This window comes from Psychromonas aquimarina ATCC BAA-1526 (assembly GCF_000428725.1).
In the GTDB taxonomy this organism is placed as follows: domain Bacteria; phylum Pseudomonadota; class Gammaproteobacteria; order Enterobacterales; family Psychromonadaceae; genus Psychromonas; species Psychromonas aquimarina.
On record NZ_AUAM01000009.1, the window covers coordinates 1 to 15974 of the forward strand.

Here is a 15974-nt window from a genome sequence, read left to right on the forward strand (position 1 = left end):
AAAGGTTTTGTTCCTTACGGCGCAACATTCCTGATGTTTATGGAATACGCACGTAACGGTTTACGTATGTCTGCATTAATGAAGCAGCGTGCTATTCAGGTGTTTACTCATGACTCAATTGGTCTGGGTGAAGACGGTCCTACTCACCAGCCGGTAGAGCAGATTGCCAGCCTGCGTTTAACGCCGAATATGGACACATGGCGTCCATGTGACAGTGTTGAGTCTGCTGTTTCCTGGAAATCTGCAATCGAACGTACTGACGGTCCAACATCACTTATCTTCAGTCGTCAAAACCTTAAGCCGCAGCCTCGTGATGCACAGCAGTTAGCCGATGTTGCAAAAGGCGGTTACGTACTGTTAGACAGCGCGGCTCCTGCTGAAATTATCTTGATCGCTACTGGTTCTGAAGTACAGCTTGCAGTTGAAGCTCACGCTGAACTGACAGCTCAAGGTAAAGCGGTGCGTGTTGTTTCTCTTCCTTGTACAGATGTATTTGAAACGCAAAGTGCAGAGTATAAAGAGTCTGTATTACCGGCTGCTGTAACTAAACGTGTTGCAATTGAAGCGGGTATTGCGGATTACTGGTACAAGTACGTTGGTCTAAACGGTAAAGTTATCGGTATGACAACATTCGGTGAGTCAGCACCAGCTGAGCAGCTGTTTGAAATGTTCGGTTTCACTGTTAAAAATGTAGTTGAAACTGCTAACAGCCTGTAATCTTTAACTTATAAAGATTAATAAAAAACCGCGTTTATCGCGGTTTTTTTGTATCTGAGATAAATTCAGGCATTGATACTGTGCAGTGCTTCATCTAAGAGACTTTCCGGTGTATAGATTTTATCTGTTATGCCGATTCGATTCGCTCTGGACTGCTGCTCGGTTAACTCACCATAATTGAAAAGTACACGTTGTATTTCAAATACTTCGTTAATAACATTAAAGCTGTTTATGCCTTTATTTATATTCCTGTCAAGGTAGCTGTAAAAGCGCTCTACATCGTTTGTTTCTTTGAGCGGAACTGCCGTATCCTTTTTGCCCGCAGATGTAACCGGGCAGTAAGCTGCAAATTCATTGCTGTACCAGCGGTCATTCCACCATCCAATTTTTTTGCCGTTTATATGCTCCCCGGCTTTAGCGAGAGGCACAAAGAAATATACATTAGCATTGGCTTTCTTTATCTCCTTCAATGATGCCATTAATGCTCCGGCTCTGAGTGTGCTTTCATGCTCTATAAAATGATCGTATTTTTGTGATTTTCGAGTAAAAGCATTAAGCAGCTGAAAATGCACATAAGCTAATTTGTCCGGATAGATTAAGCTGCATTTTGTCAGTGCTTTTAGTTCGCCGACCAGTAACTGCTCAAAATGCTTTCTTTTCATATTTTGTGTATAGCGGTCGACCAGCATGTTTTCAGTACTTTCTAAGTCATGGCTAACAACGATTGTGCTGCTGTGTGCCTGGTAGTTGTCTTCAGTATGCAGCTTTGTTCTGGTTAGATTATGGCTCTGTAATAATATATAACCGCTGTTAATCTCGCTGCTGATCAGGCTGTAAACACCTCTTTTATGTTTCAGGGAAAGCACTTTTCCTTCGCTGTGCAGCCCTAAATATTTTCTCTCTATTATTTTTTCTTCATTTATTCTGCTGAAGTTTGCAAGGATTAAAGACAGCTGATGCAGGTAAAAATAATAGGATTTTGGCGAAAGCCCGGTTGTTTTTATCGCCTCACGGGTTTCCTGCTTGTTTACAATGGTAGATAAAACAGCCTGCAGCTGTTTGTTTTTTTTGAAGTTTGCTTTGGTAAAAACGGATCCGCATGCGGCGCATTGTTGTCTCTGCCGCCCCGAAGAGGTGAAACCATATTTATGTAAACGGGTATCTTTCTCAAAGAAAAAATAGCTGGAGCATTTAGGGCAGTGATTTAATTTTGCAGAGAAGTGTATCTCCAGTTTCTCTTTTATAATATTAGCCACAAGCTCGTTGTTCACCCACGGCGGGTTACTGCCGCATGATTTGCATGCCGTTGATAAATAACCTAATCTTGTGCTTTTATGAATGTAATCCTGACTGTTTAAAACACCAAAATTTCTGCAGTGGACAGCTTTACAGCAGTTAAAGTTATTTGCAAATTTAAACATGTTTCCGCCTGAAAACCTTCAAAAAACAACTTATAAGATTCATATTATAACCTATCAACAGATTTGGGTAACAGCTGTTTTAGATCTTAATTTAGACATTATTAAAGAGACTCTGGTCACACTTTGCTTTCTATAAATTACTAAACTGGTCTTAATTATTCAGTGCATCAACTTTCAGGGAACTCTTATGCATGAAATATTCAAGGCTTTGTTTGCAGGATTAGTTGTTGGACTGCTCTTTGCTTTTTTAAGATTACCAATACCTGCTCCACCGGTTTTATCGGGAATTATGGGTATTGTAGGCGTGTATTTAGGCGGTATGTTATTCCAAAAATACATCAGTAATTTACTTAATACCAAATAACTTTAATTAACTTGTCAATTAATAATTAGGAACTAAAAATATGTCTACTCCTCACATAAATGCAGAAATGGGTGATTTCGCTGATGTTGTTATTATGCCGGGCGATCCGCTTCGTGCTAAATTCATCGCTGATAATTTTTTAACAAACGTAGTTCAAGTTTGTGATGTCCGTAATATGCTTGGTTTTACCGGCGAATACAAAGGCCGTCGTATCTCAGTTATGGGACACGGTATGGGCATTCCTTCTGTTTCTATCTACACCACTGAACTTATTAAAGATTTCGGCGTAAAAACTATTATCCGTGTCGGTAGCTGTGGTGCCGTTCTTGATGATGTGAACTTAGGCGATATCGTTATTGCAGCCGGTGCCAGCACAGACTCTAAAGTAAACCGTATCAGATTTAATAATCATGATTTTGCAGCGATTGCTGATTATCAGTTAGTTGCTAATGCGATGAATACAGCTGAAACTCAGGGCGTGAAAGTTAAAGCGGGTAATGTTTTCACTGCGGATCTGTTTTACTCTGCAGAGCCTGAGTTTTTCAAGAAAATGGCTAGCTACGGCGTGCTTGGTGTAGATATGGAAGCTGCCGGTCTTTATGGTGTGGCTGCTGAATACGGTGCAAAAGCGTTAACTATTCTTACAGTATCAGATCATATTACTCGTGGTGAAGCAGCTTCATCTGAAGCTCGTCAAACCGGCTTTAAAGCAATGATTGAACTGGCTTTTGAATCGGTATTACTTGGCGATAAAAAAGCACTTTAGTTTCTTACACAAAAATTTTACAAGGTTATTATTATGACATCTAAATTAGATGAATTACGCAAACTGACAACTGTTGTAGCTGATACCGGGGATATTGAAGCAATTCAAAAATATAAACCTCAAGATGCAACCACTAACCCTTCTTTGATTTTAAAAGCTGCACAGATTGCTGATTATGCACCTTTAATCGACAGCGCTATTGAGTATGCAAAAGCACAAAGCGATTCTGCTGAACAGCAGGTTCAAGATACCTGTGACATGTTAGCGGTTAATATCGGTAAAGAGATTTTAAAGATTGTACCGGGGCGCATCTCTACTGAAGTTGATGCTCGTTTATCTTATGACACAGAAGCAAGCCTGGTTAAAGCGCGTCAGCTGATGAAAATGTATAACGATGCTGGCATTAGCAATGATCGTATTCTGATCAAACTTGCATCAACCTGGCAGGGCATTAGAGCCGCTGAGATTTTAGAAAAAGAGGGTATCAACTGTAATCTGACACTGCTGTTTTCTTTTGCTCAAGCGCGTGCATGTGCTGAAGCCGGTGTATATCTAATTTCTCCGTTTGTCGGCCGTATTATGGACTGGCATAAAGCCAACGAAGGGCGTGATTTTGCACCTCAGGAAGATCCGGGTGTACTGTCTGTTTCTAAAATATACAACTTCTACAAAGCAAACGATTATAAAACCGTTGTTATGGGCGCAAGCTTCAGAAACACAGGTGAAATTTTAGAGCTGGCCGGCTGTGACCGCTTAACTATCAGCCCTGAATTACTGCAGCAGTTAGAAGATACAGAGGGTGAAGTGGTTAGAAAATTAGCACCTTCTGTTACTGAGAAAACATCTCAAGCTCCGCTAACTCATGCTGAGTTTTTATGGGAACATAATCAGGATCCGATGGCGATTGAAAAACTAGCTGAAGGTATCCGCAATTTTGCTCTCGACCAGGATAAACTGGAAAAAATGATTGCAGAGCGTCTTTAATTAACTGATTAATCAGTTTGTAAAAAGCAAGAAAAAACCGCGTTTATCGCGGTTTTTTTATATTCAATAGAGACTGCTGTTTAAGTTTATTTTTGCAGAAGATCTGCAAGCTGCTGTTCTAACTTGATCTGATCAACAGCAAAGTTACGAATGCCTTCTGCTAACTTTTCCGTTGCCATGGCGTCTTCATTCATTAACCATCTAAAACCGCTTTCAGATAAGCTTGCACTTTTTTCTGCAGCCGCTGCTGCTGGATTCAATTTCTGTTCGACAGGCTCATCACTCTGCTCTAATGCCGCCATCAAATCCGGACTGATGGTTAAACGGTCGCAGCCGGCAAGTGCTAGAACTTCTTCAACACTTCGAAAACTAGCTCCCATTACCACGGTTTTATAACCCTGCTGTTTGTAATAGTTATAAATATTCGTTACCGAGATAACCCCGGGATCTTCATCTGCAGGGTATTCGCTGCGGCCGGTGTCTTTTTTATACCAGTCCAGGATTCTACCTACAAAAGGTGATATCAGATAAGCACCGGATTCAGCACAGGCACGGGCCTGAGCGAAACTGAACAGCAGCGTCAGGTTACAGTTAATACCTTCTTTTTCAAGCGCTTCAGCCGCTTTGATACCTTCCCAGGTTGAGGCCAGTTTAATCAGTATACGGCTATTATCAATGCCCGCTTCTTTGTACAGTGACATCAGTTTACGGGCTTTATCTATCGAAGCTTGTGTATCAAAAGATAAGCGTGCATCAACTTCAGTGGATATTCTTCCCGGTACAATTTTCAAGATTTCCAGACCAATCAATACAGACAGTTTATCGGCAGCATCTACGGTCTGCAGCTGGAGATCATTTGACTGCTGCTTTGCCCAGTCACAGGCCTGTAATAACAGCGGCTGGTACTGCTCTAATGAGGCTGCTTTTAATAATAATGACGGGTTTGTAGTTGCATCCTGCGGTTGAAATTTAGCAATTGCTTCAACATCACCGGTATCTGCGACGACTGTGGACATCTTTTTTAATTGTACAAGCTGGTTGGCCATGATATTTACCCTGCTGTTAATTGGTTAATAATTTATTTTTAATAAAGATAGAACAAAGGGAGTGCCTGAAATTTATATACTGCAGCCGTTCTGCAGCTGCCTTTTTATTAGTATCAAGAGTTTTATGGTTAAGCAAGTAAGCTTTTAATAATAATAGACTTGTTAAAAATTTAAATTTTTCCTTCCGATCCATCTCACATTTATTCATAAAGAGAAGTGCAATTTTTTTTGTTTTAGTCTAATTTTTACCCATCGAAACGTTTGCGCAAACGTTTCGATATGGTTTAAGTACAGTTTTCTTAAATGTTTTGAGTAACAATTTTTAAATTAAAGCGACTCTTCAAGGTGAATGTCATGAAAAAAACAGCATTAATTAACGCTGAATTATCTTATCTGGTAGCCTCTCTCGGGCATTTCGACGAGATTACCATCTGCGATGCCGGGCTTCCGGTTCCAAGTCAAACCCAGCGCATTGACCTGGCTTTAACGCATGGTGTTCCGGCGTTTATTGATACAGTCAGCGTGCTGCTGGATGAGATGCAGGTTACCGGCGTGATTTTAGCTGAAGAGTTCCAGCTGGTAAGTCCGGATCTGCACAATGCACTGCAGGGGCTTATTGCGAAAGAGCAGAAACAGGGTAAAGAAATCAGTGTTTCATATATCAGCCATGAAGAGTTCAAGGGACGTACCAGAGACAGCAAAGCGGTTGTACGTACCGGTGAGTGTACGCCTTATGCAAATGTTATTTTTCAGGCCGGTGTTGTTTTTTAGTCCAGCAAATAATTATTAAGGAGCTGCTATGAAACAGCCCATTTTAGAATTAAAAGGCATTCACAAAGCATTTCCCGGTGTAAAAGCGCTGGATGATGCATGTTTAAACGTTTACCCGGGTAAAGTGATGGCGCTGATGGGAGAAAACGGTGCTGGAAAATCAACGCTGATGAAAGTGCTTACCGGTATCTACTCTCGAGATGAAGGTGAAATCATCTACGAAAATGCCAAGGTAAACTTCAGCGGCCCGCGTCATTCCCAGGAAGCGGGGATCAGTATTATTCATCAGGAGCTTAACCTTCTTCCTGAGCTGACCATTGCAGAAAATATCTTTCTCGGCAGAGAAATAACTAATGCATTCGGCGCAATCAGGTGGTCGGTGATGTATGACGAAGCACAGGTCTTATTAGACCGTTTAAATGTGAAGCATAAACCTTCGCAGCTGCTTGGTGAGCTTAGCCTTGGTGAACAGCAGATGGTTGAAATCGCCAAAGCATTGTCATTTAAGTCTCAGGTTATCGTGATGGATGAGCCGACCGATGCATTAACTGAAACAGAAACAGCTTCTTTGTTTACCGTGATAAATGAATTACGCGATGAAGGTTACGGCATTGTTTATATCTCGCACCGTTTAAAAGAAATTTTTGAGATTTGTGATGATATTACTGTGCTGCGTGACGGAAAATTTATTGCCGAACGCCAGGTTGCAGAAACAGATGAGGACAGCTTAATTGAATTAATGGTGGGCCGCCGTTTAGATGAGCAGTATCCGCGTATTGAAAGTAAACACGGTACTAGATGTTTAGAGGTTAATAACTTATCGGCCGCCGATATTGATGATATCAGCTTCACGCTGGATCATGGTGAAATACTGGGTATTTCAGGTTTGATGGGGGCCGGGCGTACAGAATTAATGAAAGTGATTTATGGTGCTTTTCCGCGCAGTTCCGGAGAGATGCTGGTTGAGGGCAAAGCCGTTAATCCGCGCAGTCCTCAAGAGGGGCTTGCTAACGGCATCGCTTATATTTCTGAAGACCGTAAAGGTGACGGCCTGATCCTCGGACTGTCCGTTAAAGAAAATATGTCCCTGTGCTCTTTGAAACAGTTATCTAAAGGCATGCAGTTAGATCACGGGGCTGAATCCGTCGCAGTTGAAGATTTTATTCGTCTGTTCAATATTAAAACCCCGTCAAGAAATCAGATTATCGGTAACCTGTCCGGTGGTAATCAGCAGAAGGTAGCGATTGCAAAAGGTTTGATGACCCGTCCTAAGGTATTGATTCTTGACGAGCCGACACGAGGAGTAGATGTCGGTGCTAAAAAAGAGATCTATCAGCTTATCAATCAGTTCAAAGAAGAGGGCATGAGCATTATTCTCGTCTCTTCGGAGATGCCGGAAGTGTTAGGTATGAGTGATCGGATTCTGGTTATGCATCAGGGGCGGATCAGCGGTGAGTTTACGGCGCAAGAAGCGGATCAGGAAAAATTAATGGCCTGTGCTTTTGGTAACAAAATTATGGAGAAATCAGCATGAACAACAAGGTTATAACTAATCAGGACTCCCCTAAATCTGGTGGTCTGATAAATAAAGAATGGTTTATTGAACAAAAGTCATTAATCGCATTAATTATGCTGATTGTTGTCGTGTCCTTTCTTAATGAATACTTTTTTACGGTGGACAATATTCTTAATATTCTTCGTCAGACATCGGTTATTGCGATTTTAGCCGCCGGTATGACCTTAGTGATATTAACCGCCGGTATTGATTTAAGTGTCGGTTCTATTTTGGCATTGTGCGGTGCTTTTGCCGCCAGCATGATCAGCATGGAAATTCCTGTTCTGATTGCTGTGCCCGTTTCATTATTAGGCGGTGCCGCGCTTGGTTCTGTGGCCGGTGTTATTATCGCCAAAGGTAAGGTGCAGGCCTTTATTGCAACTCTGGTAACTATGACACTGTTACGCGGTGTGACCATGGTTTATACCGACGGCCGTCCTATTTCTACAGGTTTTACTGATGTTGCAGATGCTTTTGCCTGGTTTGGTACGGGTTATCTGTTTGGAATTCCGGTGCCTGTGTGGCTGATGGTCGGTGTATTCGCTGGTATCTGGTATCTGTTAAATCATACTCGTTTCGGTCGTTATATTTATGCGCTTGGCGGCAATGAATCGGCAACCCTGTTATCGGGAATTAATGTTGACCGTATCAAGATCGGTGTTTATTCAATCTGCGGATTATTATCAGCACTGGCGGGAATTATTATTACCTCGCGTTTATCATCAGCACAGCCGACAGCCGGTATGGGTTATGAACTAGACGCTATTGCCGCGGTTGTACTTGGCGGTACAAGTCTGGCGGGCGGTAAAGGGCGCATTATGGGGACGCTGATCGGTGCGCTTATTATCGGCGTATTAAACAATGCTTTAAACCTGTTAGACGTTTCGTCCTACTACCAGATGATTGTTAAAGCTGTGGTTATATTGTTAGCGGTACTTGTTGATAATAAACATAAATAAATTTTAATTTTAAAACCGGCGGGGAGCATAGTGCCTCCGCTAATACCAGTAAGATAAAAAGGAATAGAAAATGAAAAAGTTTACAACATTAGTTTCAGCAGCTGTAATCTCTGCTTCTTTTAGTGCAACCGCAATGGCACAGGATACGCTTGCGATGGTTGTCTCTACTTTAAACAATCCATTTTTTGTCACTATGAAAGAGGGAGCTGAAAAGAAAGCGGATCAGCTGGGTTACAAGCTTATTGTGCTTGATTCACAAAATGATCCGAGTAAAGAGCTGTCAAATGTTGAAGATCTGATTATTCGCGGTGTTAAAGCTATTTTAATCAATCCAACCGATTCCGACGCGGTTTCTAATGCTATCCGCGTGGCAAATCAGGCTAAAATTCCGGTATTAACACTAGACCGGGGAGCAAGCCGTGGTGATGTAGTCAGTCATATCGCTTCTGATAATGTCGCTGGCGGTGAAATGGCCGGTAAATTTATCAGTGAAAAAATTGGTAAAGATGCACGTGTTATTCAGCTTGAAGGTATCGCCGGTACATCAGCTGCCCGTGAACGCGGCCAGGGTTTTATGAACTCAGTTAAAAGCGAAAAAATGGATCTGCTGGCCAGCCAGCCTGCTGATTTTGACCGTACTAAAGGCCTGAATGTAATGGAAAATATGCTTTCTTCTAAACCGAATACACAAGCCGTATTTGCACAGAATGATGAAATGGCATTAGGTGCGGTACGTGCAGTACAGGCATCAGGTAAAGATATTCTGATTGTTGGTTTTGACGGAACCGATGACGGTATTGCCGCTGTTAAACGCGGCCTGTTAGGCGCAACAATTGCCCAGCAGCCTGGTTTGATTGGTGAGATTGGTATTGAGTCTGCAGCCAAAGTATTAAAAGGTGAAGCGGTAGATAAAAATATTCCGGTACCGTTAATGATGGTACTTAAATAAAAGAGCGGTTTTTGCAGTTGTCAGAACCGGGTTTACCCTGGTTCTGCCTGCTGCGAAGCCTATTGATTAATTTTGTTAAATACAGTGTTAATCAATATGTTTCACCTTTATGCTAAAAACTAAGTGGTCAATATTATGAATAAATTAGTCGTTTTAGGCAGTGTTAATGCAGATCATGTTCTGCAGGTTCCTTCATTCCCGCGTCCGGGAGAAACATTACACGGCCGGGGATATTGTGTAATCCCCGGAGGAAAAGGCGCCAATCAGGCGGTTGCGGCCGCACGTTTAGGGGCCGATGTGGCATTTATCGCCTGTGTGGGTGATGACAGTTTTGGTATCAATATACGTAAAGCATTCAGTGAAGACGGTATAAATGTTGATGCCGTGATGATTGAAGAAAACAAACCGACCGGGATCGCCATGATCCAGGTTGCAGCAAGCGGTGAAAACAGTATCTGTATTTCAGCTGAAGCAAATGCCTGTTTAACAGTTCCTCGACTGAAGCCTCACCAGCATCTTATCAGCAGCGCTGATATGCTGTTAATGCAGTTAGAAACGCCTGTTGAGGCGATTAAAAGTGCGGCGGAAACCGCTAAGCAGGCGGGCACTAAGGTGGTGCTTAATCCTGCTCCCGCGCAGCCGTTACCTGATGATTTACTGCAGCTTATTGATATAATTACGCCTAATGAAACAGAAGCAGAGCAGCTGACGGGAATTAAAGTCAGCGATATGCAGTCTGCGCAGCAGGCCGCTGATGTGCTTCACAGCAAGGGAATTAAGCTGGTTATGATAACCCTGGGCAGTGAAGGGGTGTGGATTAGTGAAAATGGTCAGGGTCAGCAGATAAAAGGGTTCCGTGTAAAAGCGCTTGATACAACGGCCGCTGGTGATACTTTTAACGGTGCATTACTGACGTCTCTATTAGAAGGGGCTGACCTAGCTGATGCTGTTCGCTTTGCACATGCCGCAGCCGCGATTACGGTGACCGGCGCGGGAGCACAGACTTCAATACCCTACAGAAATACAGTAGATAACTTTCTTATTAATGCGGATAATGAACCATAAATTTAATACCCATGATACTTCAAGATGCAAAGTCAGCATGGTAAATTGTACCAAGATGCTAGGCATAAAATTAAAGTATAGTTATTCTACATAGAGATTTTATAACAACGTAGATTGGTGCAAGTTACCTTGCCCTCTGGGGTGCTAGCTAGAATACTATCCCTGCGTTGCAACAATCGAAAAGGGAATAACCATTAACTCATGTTGCGCCTTGGACTAGCATCCTAGCTAGCACCTGACAAAGCATTTTGAAGCAACATGGGTATATAAGGATAACAATAAGATAATGGCAACTATCAAAGATGTGGCAAAACATGCCGGCGTGTCTACTTCAACGGTAAGCCATGCCCTTAATAAAACCCGCTATGTAAGCACAGATATTGTTGAGCGGGTGATGAAAGCGGTCGAGGAGCTGAATTACGCGCCTTCAGCACTGGCCCGCAGCTTAAAACTAAAAAATACACGTACCTTTGGTATGCTGGTGACAACTTCTGCGAATCCGTTTTTTGCCGAAGTGGTAAAAGGGGTTGAGCGCCGCTGTTATGAGCAGGGTTATAATCTGCTTTTGTGTAATACAGAAGGGGATCTGGACCGCCTGAATTTCAATATTGATATGCTGCTGCAGAAGCAGGTTGACGGTTTGTTACTGATGAGTGATGAGATCGCCAGTCAGAATTTAAATATATTCTCCCGCCATAAAGCCGTTCCGACTGTGGTGCTGGACTGCGGCGAGACTAATTTTCCCTGTGACAAAATACAGGATAACTCCCGTCACGGCGGTTATTTAGCGACTCAGTATCTGATTAATAGAGGCCATCGTAAAATTGCCTGTATCAGCGGACCTCGCGAGAAACAGGCAACCTCGGAGCGTTTTGCCGGTTATATTCAGGCAATGAATGAAGCTGATCTTAAGGTTGATGAAGACTGGCATGCATTTGGTAATTTCGAGTGTGAGGGCGGTAAGCAGGCTTTTGAAAGCATTTTAGCAACAGGTAAGATGCCTAGTGCAATTTTTGTCTGCAATGACATGATGGCGATGGGCGTGATCAATACCGCTAATAAGCACGGTATATCAGTTCCCGAGGATCTGTCGATTATCGGTTATGATGATATCAGTCTGGCTAAATTTATTACTCCGTCGTTAACCACGATTCATCAGCCTAAATTTAATTTGGGTCGAAAAGCCTTTGATACCCTGCTGGATCAGATTCAAAGCAGCCGTGAAAGCAACCTTGAGATCCATTTAGAACCGACATTAGTTGAGCGCGACAGCGTCAAAACATTAAACTAACCTTAGCGGCTAATTCTGAAATCAAAAAAAGCCGCCTGATTGAAAAATCAGACGGCTTTTTTATGATTTAATTTAAAGCTAAATAAAGACTATTTAAGTTTAGACAAATCGCGTACCGCGCCTTTATCCGCTGACGTAGCCATTGAAGCATACACTTTAAGCGCTGCTGAAATTGGACGAATACGGTTTAGCGGTTTCCAGCCGTGTGCATCCATTTTAGTGCGTCGCTCTGCTAAGATCTCTTCAGATACCTTCAGATCCATAACACGTGTTGGAATATTGATATCGATAATGTCACCGTTTTCAATTAATCCGACTACGCCGCCGGCAGCCGCTTCCGGAGAAACGTGGCCGATAGATAAACCTGAAGTCCCGCCGGAGAAACGACCGTCAGTGATTAATGCACATTTTTTGCCCAGTCCCATGGATTTCAGGTAACTAGTCGGGTAAAGCATCTCCTGCATGCCCGGGCCGCCCTGCGGACCCTCATAACGGATAACAACCACATCACCGGCTGCAACTTTACCGCCCAGGATCGCTTCAACCGCATCATCCTGGCTTTCGTATACTTTTGCCGGACCGGTGAACGTCAGGTTATCGTCATCAACCCCCGCAGTTTTAACCACAGCACCGTCAACGGCCATATTGCCAAACAATACCGCAAGACCGCCTTCTTCACTGAATGCATGCTCTAATGAGCGGACACAGCCGTCTTTACGGTCGTTATCCACTGTATCCCAGCGGCAGGCCTGACTGAATGCCTGAGTGGTACGGATACCTGCAGGACCGGCACGATAGAAATCGATAACTGCCTGGTCTTGAGTCTGCATAATATCGTATTGTGCTAACTGCTCTTTCATGGTCATATTTAAAATAGTCGGAATATCACTATTTAAGAAACCAGCTCTGTCGAGCTCACCTAGAATAGCCATTACGCCGCCGGCGCGATGAACATCTTCCATATGATATAAAGGTGTGGAAGGTGCAACTTTACAAAGCTGTGGAATACGGCGGGACATGGCATCCATATCACTTACCGTGAAATCAACACCGGCTTCCTGTGCGCAGGCTAAAAGGTGTAAAACTGTATTGGTTGAACCGCCCATAGCTATATCTAATGCCATTGCATTTTCAAAAGCAGCTTTGCCGGCGATTGCACGAGGCAGTACCGAGTAGTCATCTTCCTGGTAATGTCGTTTAGTGATTTCAACAATACGGCTGCCGGCATCTAAAAACAGCTGCTCACGATCGGCATGTGTTGCCAGCATTGAGCCGTTACCTGGAAGTGATAACCCTAGTGCTTCTGTTAAACAGTTCATGGAGTTTGCTGTGAACATACCAGAGCATGATCCGCAGGTCGGACACGCGCTGCGTTCAACATTAGCAACATCTTCGTCAGATACGTCTTTATCTGCGCCCATTACCATGGCATCAACTAAATCCAGTTTGATTATCTGATCGGAAAGTTTGGTTTTACCCGCTTCCATTGGGCCGCCGGAAACCATAATAATTGGAATGTTTAGACGCAGACCAGCCATTAACATTCCCGGAGTGATTTTGTCACAGTTGGAGATACAGACGATGGCATCTGCACAGTGTGCGTTAACCATATATTCAATAGAGTCGGCAATTAAATCACGAGACGGCAGGCTGTATAACATACCTGAGTGCCCCATAGCGATACCGTCATCAATGGCGATGGTATTAAATTCTTTAGCGATGCCGCCGGCGGCTTCAACAGCGCCTGCTACTAACTGGCCCATATCTTTTAAATGTACATGGCCCGGTACGAACTGCGTAAATGAGTTAGCAATGGCAATAATAGGTTTGCCGAAATCATCATCTTTTACGCCTGTCGCGCGCCACAGGGCACGTGCACCAGCCATATTACGGCCGTGTGTGGAAGTTTTTGAGCGGTAGTCTGGCATCTTAATTCCTTGTTTAGGTATAACTTATCCGCACCGTTTTTACTGCGGTTAGTTGTTGTCTGTTCATTGGAAGTTAACTGATTTAAGCAGATAACTTTGTCTTTAACAAGCGTTACGCACTGGCTTTAACTGCTTGTTCCTGCCCGATTGCCGCGACCCGGGTAATGCCGAATAATTTTTCAATCTGTTTAGTTAACAGGCTTACCGGTCGATCGCTGCACACAGTTAAAGTGACATGCAGTGATTTTTCATTCTCTGTTGTTTCGCCGTTAATATTTTGTACTCTAAATCCGCGGTGACGGCAGACTCGCAATAGGCGCTCTAATAGTTCAGGGCAGTTTTCACCTTGGATAATCAGTAAATATTTCATTTTAAACTCTCCATCATTTTATCGTTTGGTGCGCCGGGCGGAACCAGCGGCCATACGTTTTCTTCCTCTGAAATAGAAACATGCAGCAGGTACGGGCCGTCACTGTGCAGTAAACGGTTAAGTGCATCCTGAATCTGACTTTTTACTGAGATTGTTTCTCCCGGGATATCAAATGCGCTTGCCAGTGTAACGAAATCTGGATTATCCGTTAAAATGGTTTCACTGTAACGGCCGTCAAAAAACAGTTTTTGCCATTGACGCACCATGCCTAAACGCTGGTTATCAATAAGCACGATTTTAACCGGTAATTTTCTGCGCTTGATAGTACCTAGTTCCTGAACATTCATCATAAACGAACCGTCACCGGAAACGGTGATCACTGTATCATTCGGACGTGCTGTCTGTGCGCCGACGGCTGCCGGAATGCCGAAACCCATAGTTCCTAAACCGGAACTGGATATATGATTTTCCGGACGATCCACAAACATATGCTGTGCAACCCACATCTGATGTTGTCCGACATCGCTGCAGATGACACTGTTCGGCGGCATCATTTCAGCCAGCTGTCTCAGCATTGCCGGAGCATAAATTGCTTCACCCGGATGGTCATAGCGGCGGGCAAAATCTCTTTTCATTTTTAATATATGCTGCTGCCAGGCGCTGATAAAGGTTTCAACCTCAATGGCGGGTAAAACTTCTTTTAGATCATCCGTAACAGCAAGCTCAGCAAGTCGTAATTTATCGACTTCTGCCGCATCAATATCAAGGTGGATAACTTTTGCGTGACTGGCAAATTCATCGAGTTTACCGGTTACCCTGTCATCAAACCGGGCGCCGACGGCAATCAGCAGATCACACTCCTGGACTGCCAGGTTAGCGGCCTTGCTGCCGTGCATACCGACCATACCCATAAAGTATTCAGAATTATGTTCAATAACCCCGATCCCTTTCAGGGTGCAGACACTGGGAATATAGGTATATTGAATAAAGCTGCGCAGCTCCTGAACGGCATCTGCCATACCCACACCGCCACCGACATAAAGGAGCGGTTTACTGGCCGACTTTATCATCTCTTTAGCTTGTCTAATCACAGTGGCATCAAGAGGGAAGTTCAACTTTTTCTCAGTTGTAAGCACTTTTAATGTCGAAAATTCAGCATCAGCAAGCATAATATCTTTAGGGATATCAATTAAGACAGGGCCGGGACGACCAGATCTGGCTATTTCAAAAGCCTGCTCAATAATAGGGCCCAGCTGTTCGGCGCTCTGCACCATAAAGCTGTGTTTAGTGCAGGCTAAAGAAAGCCCTAATACGTCAACTTCCTGGAAGGCATCGGTACCGATCAAATTACTCGCTACCTGCCCGGTGATCGCAACGACGGGGATCGAATCTAATAAGGCATCGGCTAAACCGGTAACTAGATTGGTAGCTCCCGGGCCGGATGTTGCAATGCATACTCCTACATTACCTGTTGCTCTGGCATAACCTAAAGCCGCCATAGCAGCACCCTGCTCATGGCGGCATAAAAGGTGGTCCAGTCCGCCGTCATAAAGGGCATCGTAGAGCGGCATTATTGCGCCGCCCGGATAACCGAATACCTGAGTCACATTCTGTTTTTTTAGTGTTTGAACGATAAAATTGGCACCATTCATTTTTTGATCCGTCCTGAATTTAGTGAGGGCTTATCGTTGTTTTGTTCAAAGGAAAAATAGACAAAATAAGCAATGCTGAGTTTGAAAAGTGGTCATCTTTATAGCGTAAATGTCCGCCTTTTTCAACTTTTGTCAC

General features: G+C 43.5%; 15 protein-coding genes. 10 read left to right on the forward strand and 5 right to left on the reverse strand.

Translation table 11 applies throughout. The features are described 5' to 3' along the window. On the forward strand, positions 1-717 hold a 717-nt coding region (locus G337_RS0102010; RefSeq protein WP_028862391.1), incomplete at its 5' end, for a transketolase-like TK C-terminal-containing protein. A gap of 65 nt (positions 718-782) precedes the next feature. On the opposite strand, the gene G337_RS0102015 is transcribed toward G337_RS0102010, so the two are convergent. Further along, a complete protein-coding gene (locus G337_RS0102015; RefSeq protein WP_028862392.1) occupies positions 783-2138 on the reverse strand; it encodes a hypothetical protein in 1356 nt (451 codons plus the stop codon). 187 nt (positions 2139-2325) lie between these two features. On the opposite strand from G337_RS0102015, the gene G337_RS25370 reads away from it, so the two are divergent. From G337_RS25370 to tal (G337_RS0102035), 3 genes are read left to right on the forward strand one after another with little or no spacing between them, the layout of a single operon-like run. Then, positions 2326-2502 carry a XapX domain-containing protein gene (locus tag G337_RS25370; protein ID WP_037026937.1) on the forward strand — a complete coding sequence of 59 codons (177 nt, stop codon included), beginning with the start codon at positions 2326-2328 and terminating at the stop codon, positions 2500-2502. Between the two features lie 40 nt (positions 2503-2542). Beyond that, positions 2543-3268: a purine-nucleoside phosphorylase gene (gene deoD, locus G337_RS0102030; protein ID WP_028862393.1), complete on the forward strand. Its 726-nt coding sequence runs from the start codon at positions 2543-2545 to the stop codon at positions 3266-3268. A gap of 33 nt (positions 3269-3301) precedes the next feature. Further along, a complete protein-coding gene (gene tal / locus G337_RS0102035) occupies positions 3302-4252 on the forward strand; it encodes a transaldolase (protein WP_028862394.1) in 951 nt (316 codons plus the stop codon). A gap of 86 nt (positions 4253-4338) precedes the next feature. Here tal (G337_RS0102035) and tal (G337_RS0102040) read toward each other — a convergent pair whose 3' ends face one another. After that, the gene (gene tal, locus G337_RS0102040) at positions 4339-5298 is read right to left on the reverse strand and encodes a transaldolase (RefSeq protein WP_028862395.1); all 960 of its coding nucleotides are present in this window, start codon (positions 5296-5298) and stop codon (positions 4339-4341) included. A gap of 354 nt (positions 5299-5652) precedes the next feature. Here tal (G337_RS0102040) and rbsD point away from each other — a divergent pair, with 354 nt between their 5' ends. From rbsD to G337_RS0102075, 6 genes are all read left to right on the forward strand, one after another. Next, positions 5653-6069, forward strand: a complete 417-nt coding sequence (gene rbsD / locus G337_RS0102050; protein WP_028862397.1) for a D-ribose pyranase — start codon at positions 5653-5655, stop codon at positions 6067-6069. Between the two features lie 28 nt (positions 6070-6097). After that, positions 6098-7603, forward strand: a complete 1506-nt coding sequence (gene rbsA, locus G337_RS0102055; RefSeq protein ID WP_028862398.1) for a ribose ABC transporter ATP-binding protein RbsA — start codon at positions 6098-6100, stop codon at positions 7601-7603. Then, positions 7600-8583: a ribose ABC transporter permease gene (gene rbsC / locus G337_RS0102060; RefSeq protein ID WP_028862399.1), complete on the forward strand. Its 984-nt coding sequence runs from the start codon at positions 7600-7602 to the stop codon at positions 8581-8583. Before rbsA ends, rbsC begins: the two co-directional genes overlap by 4 nt. Positions 8584-8653: 70 nt before the next feature. Continuing rightward, positions 8654-9532, forward strand: a complete 879-nt coding sequence (gene rbsB, locus G337_RS0102065) for a ribose ABC transporter substrate-binding protein RbsB (RefSeq protein WP_028862400.1) — start codon at positions 8654-8656, stop codon at positions 9530-9532. A 135-nt stretch (positions 9533-9667) separates the two neighbouring features. After that, positions 9668-10597: a ribokinase gene (gene rbsK / locus G337_RS0102070; protein WP_028862401.1), complete on the forward strand. Its 930-nt coding sequence runs from the start codon at positions 9668-9670 to the stop codon at positions 10595-10597. 286 nt (positions 10598-10883) lie between these two features. Then, a complete protein-coding gene (locus G337_RS0102075) occupies positions 10884-11888 on the forward strand; it encodes a substrate-binding domain-containing protein (RefSeq protein ID WP_028862402.1) in 1005 nt (334 codons plus the stop codon). An 89-nt stretch (positions 11889-11977) separates the two neighbouring features. On the opposite strand, the gene ilvD is transcribed toward G337_RS0102075, so the two are convergent. From ilvD to ilvG, 3 genes are all read right to left on the reverse strand, one after another. After that, positions 11978-13816: a dihydroxy-acid dehydratase gene (ilvD, locus tag G337_RS0102080; protein ID WP_028862403.1), complete on the reverse strand. Its 1839-nt coding sequence runs from the start codon at positions 13814-13816 to the stop codon at positions 11978-11980. A gap of 112 nt (positions 13817-13928) precedes the next feature. Then, a complete protein-coding gene (ilvM, locus tag G337_RS0102085; RefSeq protein WP_028862404.1) occupies positions 13929-14186 on the reverse strand; it encodes an acetolactate synthase 2 small subunit in 258 nt (85 codons plus the stop codon). Further along, the gene (ilvG, locus tag G337_RS0102090; protein WP_028862405.1) at positions 14183-15838 is read right to left on the reverse strand and encodes an acetolactate synthase 2 catalytic subunit; all 1656 of its coding nucleotides are present in this window, start codon (positions 15836-15838) and stop codon (positions 14183-14185) included. The genes ilvM and ilvG overlap by 4 nt, the downstream gene beginning before the upstream one ends. Positions 15839-15974: the final 136 nt, after the last annotated feature.

Coding starts and splice junctions, on each gene's coding strand:
- G337_RS0102015 (WP_028862392.1), bottom strand. CDS start 2,138: ATGTTTAAATTTGCAAATAACTTTAACTGCTGTAAAGCTGTCCACTGC.
- G337_RS25370 (WP_037026937.1), top strand. CDS start 2,326: ATGCATGAAATATTCAAGGCTTTGTTTGCAGGATTAGTTGTTGGACTG.
- deoD (WP_028862393.1), top strand. CDS start 2,543: ATGTCTACTCCTCACATAAATGCAGAAATGGGTGATTTCGCTGATGTT.
- tal (WP_028862394.1), top strand. CDS start 3,302: ATGACATCTAAATTAGATGAATTACGCAAACTGACAACTGTTGTAGCT.
- tal (WP_028862395.1), bottom strand. CDS start 5,298: ATGGCCAACCAGCTTGTACAATTAAAAAAGATGTCCACAGTCGTCGCA.
- rbsD (WP_028862397.1), top strand. CDS start 5,653: ATGAAAAAAACAGCATTAATTAACGCTGAATTATCTTATCTGGTAGCC.
- rbsA (WP_028862398.1), top strand. CDS start 6,098: ATGAAACAGCCCATTTTAGAATTAAAAGGCATTCACAAAGCATTTCCC.
- rbsC (WP_028862399.1), top strand. CDS start 7,600: ATGAACAACAAGGTTATAACTAATCAGGACTCCCCTAAATCTGGTGGT.
- rbsB (WP_028862400.1), top strand. CDS start 8,654: ATGAAAAAGTTTACAACATTAGTTTCAGCAGCTGTAATCTCTGCTTCT.
- rbsK (WP_028862401.1), top strand. CDS start 9,668: ATGAATAAATTAGTCGTTTTAGGCAGTGTTAATGCAGATCATGTTCTG.
- G337_RS0102075 (WP_028862402.1), top strand. CDS start 10,884: ATGGCAACTATCAAAGATGTGGCAAAACATGCCGGCGTGTCTACTTCA.
- ilvD (WP_028862403.1), bottom strand. CDS start 13,816: ATGCCAGACTACCGCTCAAAAACTTCCACACACGGCCGTAATATGGCT.
- ilvM (WP_028862404.1), bottom strand. CDS start 14,186: ATGAAATATTTACTGATTATCCAAGGTGAAAACTGCCCTGAACTATTA.
- ilvG (WP_028862405.1), bottom strand. CDS start 15,838: ATGAATGGTGCCAATTTTATCGTTCAAACACTAAAAAAACAGAATGTG.